The 9406-nt window shown below is 47.0% G+C and carries 6 protein-coding genes; all 6 read left to right on the plus strand.

Annotated elements, in window-relative coordinates; all coding sequences use genetic code 11:
• The first annotated feature begins 2 nt into the window (after window positions 1-2).
• The 6 genes from AC23N5_RS07165 to AC23N5_RS07190 all read left to right on the plus strand — a co-directional run bounded on the left by AC23N5_RS07165 (window position 3) and on the right by AC23N5_RS07190 (window position 9132).
• A complete protein-coding gene (locus AC23N5_RS07165) occupies window positions 3-4868 on the plus strand; it encodes a PKD-like domain-containing protein (RefSeq protein ID WP_487755017.1) in 4866 nt (1621 codons plus the stop codon).
• A gap of 82 nt (window positions 4869-4950) precedes the next feature.
• Complete coding sequence (locus tag AC23N5_RS07170; RefSeq protein WP_487755018.1) at window positions 4951-6690, plus strand: 3-keto-alpha-glucoside-1,2-lyase-like domain-containing protein; 1740 nt, start codon at window positions 4951-4953, stop codon at window positions 6688-6690.
• An 81-nt stretch (window positions 6691-6771) separates the two neighbouring features.
• Complete coding sequence (locus tag AC23N5_RS07175) at window positions 6772-7233, plus strand: thioredoxin family protein (RefSeq protein ID WP_028525936.1); 462 nt, start codon at window positions 6772-6774, stop codon at window positions 7231-7233.
• A gap of 70 nt (window positions 7234-7303) precedes the next feature.
• A complete protein-coding gene (locus tag AC23N5_RS07180; RefSeq protein ID WP_487755019.1) occupies window positions 7304-8284 on the plus strand; it encodes an HNH endonuclease in 981 nt (326 codons plus the stop codon).
• A 253-nt stretch (window positions 8285-8537) separates the two neighbouring features.
• Window positions 8538-8744 (plus strand): hypothetical protein, encoded by a 207-nt coding sequence (locus tag AC23N5_RS07185; protein ID WP_229601343.1) that lies wholly within the window; start codon window positions 8538-8540, stop codon window positions 8742-8744.
• Window positions 8713-9132 (plus strand): putative toxin-antitoxin system toxin component, PIN family, encoded by a 420-nt coding sequence (locus AC23N5_RS07190; protein WP_183974488.1) that lies wholly within the window; start codon window positions 8713-8715, stop codon window positions 9130-9132. Before AC23N5_RS07185 ends, AC23N5_RS07190 begins: the two co-directional genes overlap by 32 nt.
• Window positions 9133-9406: the final 274 nt, after the last annotated feature.

Here is a 9406-nt window from a genome sequence, read left to right on the forward strand (position 1 = left end):
TTATGTTCAAAAAACTACTTTTTCTAAGCTGCGCCGCTTTGCTGGTTTGTGGGGTAATTTTTGAGAGTGCAGCTCAAAGTATTAGCTCCGTTATAGTCACCAGTACGTCGGGTGTCATCCCTGCGGGTGGCTATTGCGCTGGACAAGGAGTACGGGTGTCGTTTAGTGCAACAGGCTTTGCAGGAACTCCTACTTTTTCGGTACAGCTATCGGACGCTGCAGGGGTCTTCCCTGCTACTCCCAACGTCATTGGCTCGGGCAACGCTAGCCCCATTTCGGCCAATATCCCCGTGGGTACAAGTGCCGGCTCAGGCTACAAAATACGCGTCACTTCAGGGCTGACTGTTTCGGCAGGTAGTGCGTCATTTACGGTCAACCCCGTTGCCACTGTCAATCCCGTAAGCAATGTAACTGCTTGTAGTGGGGCAGGTGTAAGTGGTATTTCTTTTAGCAGCTCTAGTGCTGGTGCAACGTTCTTTTGGACGAGTTCCACCAACATTGGCTTTGGCACATCGGGTTCAGGAAATATCCCTAACTTTACCGCCGTCAACAATGGAACGTCAAACGTCACTGCCAATGTGACCGTTGTCCCTTCGGTCAATGGCTGCGTAGGACTTGCCTCCAGTTTTGACGTGACCATTCGCCCCGTCGCAACGGTCAACGCCGTGGGAAACGTCAATGTTTGTAATGGCACGGCCAATGCAGCGATTAATTTTAGCAGCCCAACGGCTGGTACTACCTTCACCTGGACCAGTTCGGCAAACGTAGGATTTGGAAACTCAGGTTCGGGTTCTATCCCTGCTTTCACGGCTACCAACCCAGGCACTTCTTCGGTGACTTCGACCGTCACCGTCACGCCCAATCTCAACGGATGCCCAGGCCCAGCGCAGTCATTTAACGTGACCGTCAACCCAACCAATGCCACCGTCAATTCCGTTTCCAATCTTTCTTATTGCGACGATACCTCAGCCCCTTCCATCAACTTTACCAGTTCGTCCGCAGGGGCGACGTTTGAATGGACATCTTCGGCTAACATTGGCTTTGGTACTTCAGGCACGGGGAACATCCCTGCGTTTATTGCCAACAACAATAGCAATGCTGACGTAACCGCAACCATTACAGTTACGCCGCGCGTGGGCGGTTGTGCGGGCAATCCAACGACGTTTTCTGTCACCGTTAAACATAAGCCTACAGCCAACACCCTTTCAAATGTGGTTACTTGCAATGGTACCAGCAACCCTGCCATCGCATTGACAAGCTTCTCGGCGGGTACGACATTTGCATGGACCAGCTCAGTAAACGTCGGTTTTGGCACCTCAGGCACTGGAAATATTCCCGCTTTTACAGCAATCAATGCGGGAGCAGGTATTCAAGTTGCTACCGTTACGGTAACACCTTCGGTGGGAGGATGCACAGGAAACAGTACGTCTTTTAGCGTGACTGTCAATCCTACGACCAGCGTCAATACCGTTGCTAATGCCGCTTTTTGTGGTGGAATTCCAGTAGCAGGAATTAACTTTTCTAGCCCAGTGGCAGGTACTACCTACAGTTGGACAAGCACGGCAAACGTGGGCTTTGGCACGTCAGGAACAGGCAACATCCCTTCTTACACAACCACCAGCTCTAGCACCACTCCCGTCGTTGCAACCGTTACGGTTACGCCTAGCATTGGAAACTGCCCAGGGGCATCCAAAACATTTACTGTTACTGTCAATCCTGCCCCAACGGTCAACGCCATTTCCAACGCCGTCTATTGTAATGCAGCTTCGGCTTCAGCCATCACGTTTTCTAGCCCTGTTGCAGGAACGACCTACACTTGGTCAAGTTCAGTAAACATTGGTTTTGGGGTTTCGGGAACGGGCAATATTCCTGCTTATACCGCTACCAACGCTACCTCAAACCCCGTTATCAGTACCATCACTGTCACCCCAAGTACAGGAACATGTACTGGCCCAGCGTCAACTTTCACCATCACTGTCAACCCTACGCCCGTTGTTGGTACAGTTGCGAATGCCGTTTATTGTGGCAATGCAAGTGCCAGTGCGATTCCATTTACCAGTTCCACATCGGGAACTACTTACGCTTGGTCAAGTACTTCCAACGTAGGTTTCGGAACGGCGGGCACGGGAAATATTGCGGCTTTTACAACGTTGGATAGCGCCTCTGTCGTTTTGGGTACCATCACCGTTACGCCTACAGCCAATACCTGCGTAGGTGCCTCTAAAACATTTACCATTACCGTAAACCCGTCGCCTAAAGTTACGACCGTAAACAATGTGGCCTACTGTAACACTGCCCCAGGCGCCGCCATTGCTTTTACGAGTCCTACTTCGGGAAGTACTTATACATGGACATCTTCGGCCAATGTTGGTTTTGGAACGTCGGGTTCGGGAAACATTGCCGCTTTTACGGTAGCCAATGCAGGCGTAGCACCTATCATCTCGACCGTGAGTGTTACGGCAAAAACCGCTACCTGTACGGGCCCAGTAAAAACTTTCACCGTCACTGCCAACCCAACACCAGTTGTTACGACACTTAGTAATTTGACCTATTGCGGTGCAATAACAGCCCCCGCTATTTCTTTTACAAGCCTTACCTCAGGCACTACCTACGCCTGGACAAGCACGGCTAACGTAGGCTTTGGAACAACAGGCACGGGCGCTATCACAAGTTATACAGTAGCAAACCCTATCGTATCTGCCACAACCGCTACGGTAAGCGTCATCCCAACTGCCAATACCTGCGAAGGAACAGCCAAGACCTTTACCATCACAGTAAACCCAAGCCCAGTTGTTAGTAACACCGCAGACATTACCCTCTGTGCGGGAGAAAAAGGAAACGCTATCTCGTTTACAAGCGCCACTCCAAGCACAACATTTACTTGGTCAACTCCTACCAACGTTGGTTTTGGCGTGGCAGGAACGGGCAATATCGCCGCTGGATTTAGTGCTTTAAATAACTCGCAGAATGTGGTTTCAACCACCATTAGTGTTGTTCCTGCAACATCACTTTGTACTGGAAAAACAACCACTTTCGCTTTCGTTGTCAACCCAACTCCTGCCAATCCTACCGCTGCGTCACCAGTTGTGTATTGTGCAACCGCCAACGCCACTGCTTTGGTCGCGAATGGAAGCAACATCAAATGGTACACCGAAGCAACAGGTGGCAGTGGAAGCGGCGTAGCCCCTACCCCATCGACCAACAACTCAACCGATAACTCCATCACAACAAGCTATTACGTTACGCAGACCAATCAATATACCTGCGAAAGCCAGCGTAGCCAAGTCCAAGTAGTCGTAAAGCCTCTTCCTACTATTGCACAAGTGGCAAAGCAAGAATACCTTCTTTGTCAGTTTGACCCCGCCATTCAGTTGGATGCCAAAGTGCAAGGAACGGGCGAGTCGTTGCTTTGGATTTACCCTAACAGCAGCGAAACGGGGGTTATTCCTACCATTACGACCGACACGGGCTTTGAAGGAACGTATTCTGTGCTACAACTACGCGATGGCTGTCGAGGCCCTCGTACCGACATTCGGGTAAACGTACGCACGACGCCATTGCCAGCAGTGAGTCAAGTACCGATTGTAACTTGCCAAAACGCAACACCTCAGGCATTGTCTGCCACCGGAACAGCTTTAAAATGGTACAATACTAACAAAACAGGCGGCACGCCTCAAAGCACCCCCAATATTCCACCGACACAAACGCCAGGTACTTACAATTTTTATGTGACCCAAACAGGCACCAACGGTTGTGAGAGTCCACGTGCCGAAATTGTAGTTGTCATTCAGCCACTCCCAAGTGCAACCATTAGCGGCGAAGGCACCATCACCCAAGGCCAGTCGGCACCGTTGTCGATTGCATTTACGGGCCAAGGCCCTTGGACTTACACATTGTCCAACGGATTAACCTTTACGTCGTCTCAAAACCCAACAAACATCACCGTGAGCCCGTTGGAATCTACCATTTTTACGGTAACAAAAATTACCAACAATTGTGGTGAAGGTAGTCCAGCAGGAAGTGCTACTATCAACGTACGGGTAGCCACCATCGACGTTGGTAATCCAAGCGCCACCACCGTTTGTGCGGGTCAAACGTTCGCTATACCGTATTTTTCATCGGATTTCTTCCCGTCAAATACCCAATTCCGCGTCCAAATCTCGAAGACAAACGACGACGCAAGCTTCCAAACGATTTCGACGGAAGGCTCAAGCACGCCACTCACCGCCACAGTTCCTGCCACCGCTACCGCTGGGACATACTTTGTACGGGTGATTGGGGTTGCCTCTAACTTTACGGTAAAAGGAAAAGTAAGCCCTGTTCAAATTGTAGTGCGAGAATTGCCAACGGCGACCATTTCGGGCCCATCGAACATTTACGAAAATGAAAGCGCCAAACTTTCGATTGCCTTCACGGGTGAAAATCCTTGGCGCGTGACATACCGCGATAGCTTGGCTCAGAAAGACACCACGTTTTCAACGACTGTGTCGCCTTTTGAGTTTACCGTACGTCCTGCCAAAACAAACATCTATCGTATCGTTTCGATTAGCAACGGTTGCGGAAACGGCCCAGCGACCTCACGTCTTACCTTGACGGTCAGCCCGTTGTTGTCGGTCAATCCAAACCAATCAAACGATTGGTTGAGCGTCTATCCTGTGCCAGTTCAAACGCGTTGTACCATCGAAATCCAAGGAGGTGCGCCTGCGTCGATTACCGTCACCGATGGCTACGGGCGCGTTTTGTTACGTCAACAAACCGCCACCAGCAGAGACGAAGTTGACTTTACGACGCTTACCCCAGGGGTTTATTTCCTAAATGCAGAACAAAATGGGCGCATAGCGCGACGAAAAATCGTAAAAGTGCAGTAGAATTTAAGTACTTCGGAGTTTGTTTGTCGAAACAAACGTACCTTTGCAAAAGGTAAACAAGTAAGCCGAAGCACTTTTGACTATGAAAATACGCATTGCATATCAAGCCGGCTGTCTTCTTTTGGCAGTCGGTTTTGCTTTTTCAGTACATGCCCAAAAAAATGGCATGACCCAGCTCCCCACCCACGAAGGAGGAGCGTTCCAACTAACAGGAAGCTGGAAGTCGGCACAGGCGGTGACGATGCACCCCGACAAAAAAGATTTTGTAAAAACAACCGCTCTTTCTGACAAAGCGACGGGGATTTTGGTCGGCAGTTCTTCGGCCAAAGCCACCACCGAATTAGGCACAGGAGATGTGGTTCTACAACTTGATTTTATGTTGTCACCCGCAGGAAGTGCCGTCGTGAAACTTCCAGGTGGCTATGACATCCAGCTGAGCGATAGTTGGAAAAATGCCAAACTGGATGGTAGCGCAAGTGGGTCGATAGCAGGACTAATGCCGCTTCAAAATGCCAGTAAAGCGCCTGGACTTTGGCAACAATTATTGGTTCAATTTAAACGACCGACCAAAACGTCGGCAGCCCAAATAGAAAAACTAACCCTCAACGGGTCAGTGATTCAAGAAAATACTTTTTTGAGTGCCGCCCCTTCTGCCCAATCTAGCATTGCGTTAGAAGTAACCTCTGGCAGTGTGGCGTTTAAAAATGTGTATTATCAATTGTTGAACGATACACACCCGTTGACCCTAAAAAACCTCACTTACACCCTTTACAAAGCAGGAAACGACCGCCCAAAGGCATTGTTAAGTGAAAATATTCTCAAAAAAGACACAACCTCTATCCTGACCAGAGAATGGGGGATGGGCAACAATAGCTTTTATTTGGTTTATGAAGGAAACATGGACGTAGCCCAAGAAGGCGACTACCTGATTCAGCTTGTCTATATGTCGAATGCGTCGTTGGCGATAGATGGAAAACAAGTACTTCCTTACCAATGGAATGATTTTCAGCAAAACTACGTCCCCACAACCGTACATTTGACCAAAGGTTCGCATCCGTTCCGCTTAGATTTCCACAAATTTACCTGGCGCCGCCCTGCGCTAGGCATGATGGTTTCGACCCAAGGCGTCCGCCCATACCCACTTCACGTATTGTCGTCGGTGCCCGAACCACAGCCCATACCAACCATCGAAGTAACCACAACGGGAGGCAAGGCTGAGTTGGTACGTTCGTTTATCCAACGCCAAGGCGAAAAAAACAAACGCACCCACTGCCTTTCGGTAGGCACGCCCGAAGGTGTACATTATACGTTAGACCTCAATTGGGGTTCTTTGTTGCAGTTCTGGAAAGGGCCTTTTGCCAACGTGACCGAAATGTGGTACGAACGCGGTGAACCGCAAATTTTATCACCAATGGGCACCACAACAACGACCAAAGGACAGGTAGATTGGGCCGTGCTGACCGATATGAATGCGGCTTGGCCCGACTCTCTCTCGCAGCTCACCTACAAAGGATACCGCTTATCGCCCGACGGTGTCCCAACCACCACTTATCGCCTCAATAATGCCGATATTACCGACGAAATTACGCCCGATAATGGCGGTTTAACGCGTACTATCAACGGAAATCTCCCCAACGGCTACGTACGATTGGTGAGTGGTAATAGCATTTCACAGCTCGAAAAAGGACTTTATGAAGTAAACGGACAAAGTTATTTTGTACGAATCGACCCTAAGAGTAAGCCCGTGGTTCGCAATGTGGGTGGACAACAAGAATTGCTTTTACCGCTCAACGGTACCGTGCGTTATTCATTGATTTGGTAAGTTTTATGGGTTGACCAAACCATTTTGCACGAAATTTGCGTTTTATGCTCAAACGAATTGACAATCTAATTATCTAAACCGATGCAACGTTTCATTTTTGTTCTCGCCATCGCGGCTGTTTTGTTTACAGGCATGGCAGCGACCACTCCATCTGCGCCTGCACCTTCTACCACTGCCCCTAAAGCAGATGGTATTCAATTTGTGGATTTGCCTTGGGCCAAGGTGCTCGAAAAGGCTAAAAAAGAGAAGAAAATCATCTTTTTTGATGCCTATGCAAGCTGGTGTGGTCCTTGTAAAATGATGCAAAAAAATGTGTTTACGCGCAAAGACGTCGGCGATTATTTCAACGCGACGTTCATCAATGTGAAAAAAGACATGGAAATAGGCGAAGGGCCACAATTGGCCAACCGCTACCCCATCGAAGGCTATCCTACCCTTTTCTTTGTGGATGGCAACGGCAAATTAGTTACCACGCACTTAGGCGCCATCATGGACGGCCCTGAGCTTATTAAATTTGCCAAAGCAGTAACTGGCAAAAAATAATTTGGGACTCAGCCCCACAAAAAAAGCCGTGAGTTTCACGGCTTTTTTTGTGGGTAATTAGGGTAAAATCATGGATAATCAACACCTAAATTATTTCATAAATGCTTTGGAGCACCTCCATCGTGACTCAAAAAAAGGAGGAGCACCACACAAGCCCATTTTACTTCTTGCCATCATCCACGAATATGAATCAGGGCGAATCAAGGATAATCGTATTTTGATTACTCCTGAGTTAACACACTCTTTTTCAGTATTCTGGAATCAGCTTGTAACAACAGAACATGACCAACGTTTTGCTTTACCTTTTTATCATTTGACGGGAGAAAAAGGCAAATGGTGGCAACTCGTACCAAATGCAGGCTGTGAAATTTGGATTGAAAATGCAGGTTCAATGCGAAGTTTTGGCAATTTGAGCGCTGCTGTCGCGTATGCTGAAATAGACCCAAGGCTGGCTGCTTTGCTACTGAATCCAGAAAGTCATTCCATTTTGAAACAGACAATTCTAGGAACGTACTTCTCTAATCAATACCCTCAAAGCATTAAAAATCAACAAGATAATTACTTTAACGATTTGCGAAATGAAGTTTACGAGCCATCGTTTTCTTACAAAACCAAGTTATTGAACCTTAAAAAACAGCTTGATGCCGAAACTTACCAAGTAGAAGTGTATAACCGAGGCACAATTTTTAGGCGAGAAGTGGTGAAAATTTACAACGAATCATGCTGTTTATCAGGGCTTCGGGTTTCGGCTTTATTTACGATTACAATGGTAGATGCTTGTCACATTGTACCATTTGCCAAAAGTTTTGACAACAGCCTAACCAACGGTATCGCGCTTTGTCCCAATTTACACCGCGCTTTTGACCGAGGCTTGATTTCAATCAATGATAGCTATGAAGTGATACTTTCCCCATCCTTTAAGGAAAACACTCAGAGCGAGTACAGTTTTTCAAAAATGGAGGGTAAGACAATCGTACTTCCCAATGACAAGGATTTTTGGCCGTCGTTGGCTAATTTTGAATGGCATCGAAAAAATGTGTTTAAAAGATGAGGTGTGGATAATCGCTCTTTTTCTACTAAGATTTCGCCCCGCTGGGGCTGTTGGATGATTGGTTGGTTTGAGCCCGAACGCATCCGAGACAAACCTCTGAAAAATGTGTCTGTAACGCATAACTCCTTTCCCGCAATGAATTCAGACGCTTGTAGCGTGACAAAAGGGGGATAATTAGGATAATTTGAGGTTACGCTGTATTTTCGTCTAAAATAAATCACTAATTCTTATGGCGGCTAATCAAACAAAACCCATGAGCAACTTACAAGCGGAGTTGCTCAAACTATACGCCAATAACCTAAGCGATGAGCAATTGTTGGAAATAAAAGGGATGCTTAGCAACTACTTTGCCCAAAAAGCTACCGAGGCCATGGATGAAGTATGGGAAGCACAAGGTTTGACCGAACAAGACATGACTGACTGGACAAATGAGCACAACCGCCTTAAAGGTAGTCATTGATACCAATATCTTCATTGCTATCATCGGCAAGAAATCCCAGTTTCGTTGGATTTTTGATGCCATTATTGCAGGCGATTTAATACTCTGTGTTTCAAATGATATTTTGTTGGAGTACCGTGAAATTTTAGAGCAAAAAGCAAGCGTTTTTGTTGCTGAAAACGTGCTCAATTTTTTGATGGTTCATCCATTCGTTGAAAAATACGAAATCTACTATGATTTGAAACTCATTGCTAATGACCCTGATGATAACAAGTATTGCGATTGTGCTTTTGCCGCTGGTGCACTTTTAGTGACTAACGATGGTCATTTTAACGTTTTACCAGACATAAGTTTTCCACAAATAGCTCTCATGTCGCTTGCTCAATTCAGTGATTTTTATCAGGGATAACGAAAGATGAATTTAATATACACTACCTACTAAATTCACAAAGCTGGTTTGCTTTTAAAACGCGAACCTCTGAAAGATGCGTTTTTAACGCATGACTCCTTTCTCGCAATGATTTAGACGCTTACAGCGTGACAAATTAACGTCCCTTATACCCACTCCTACGGGGCTTCATGGGTAGGGATATTACCTTTTTTCTACCGCACGGATTTCTATGGTTTATGCAAGCGTGCGAGTATAATTTTTGTCATATTTTTGCTGGTGATGCACCACCGAG

The organism is Runella sp. R5_40 (genome assembly GCF_057652295.1).